Genomic DNA, 598 nt, shown 5'->3' with positions numbered 1-598 from the left:
GTCCGCCAACTTCATCGATGCGAGTTCATGGACGCGGCTGAGAATGTGGTGCTGATCGGAGGCCCTGGAACCGGGAAATCGCATGTCGCCACCGCCCTCGGCATTCAGGCCATTGAGCATCACCGAAAGCGTGTTCGCTTCTTCTCGACGGTTGAACTGGTCAACGCGCTGGAGCAGGAAAAGGCCCAAGGCAAGGCGGGGAAGATCGCAGAAGTGCTGGTGAAAACCGACTTGGTGATCCTGGATGAGCTGGGATACCTGCCGTTCAGCGCCTCTGGCGGCGCGTTGCTCTTCCATCTTCTCAGTAAGCTATATGAACGCACCAGCGTCATCATCACCACCAACCTGAGCTTCAGCGAATGGGCCAGCGTCTTTGGCGATGCCAAAATGATCACAGCACTGCTCGATCGTCTCACCCATCGCTGCCACATCCTGGAGACCGGCAATGACAGCTACCGCTTCAAGGCCAGCTCCGAAACAGCCAAGAAAAAGCGAAAGGAGGCAACAGCATTGACGCCATCGTGATCAGCAGATCATAACAACTGGGTGGGTCAGATCTCGGTGACAATGCCGGGTCAGTTCTCAGTGACAATCAACA

At 56.0% G+C, this 598-nt stretch carries 1 protein-coding gene; it reads left to right on the top strand.

Annotation, left to right across the window (positions count from 1 at the left end):
* Positions 1-525: IS21-like element helper ATPase IstB (gene istB, locus ACEWPL_RS19495; protein WP_420744416.1), on the top strand; the 525-nt coding region annotated here is incomplete at its 5' end.
* Positions 526-598 lie beyond the last annotated feature (73 nt).

Origin of the sequence: Roseovarius roseus (assembly GCF_043355935.2) — a bacterium.
In the GTDB taxonomy this organism is placed as follows: domain Bacteria; phylum Pseudomonadota; class Alphaproteobacteria; order Rhodobacterales; family Rhodobacteraceae; genus Roseovarius; species Roseovarius roseus.
Note: the sequence above shows the minus strand (reverse complement) of the source record. Positions and strands in the feature narration are given on the sequence as shown.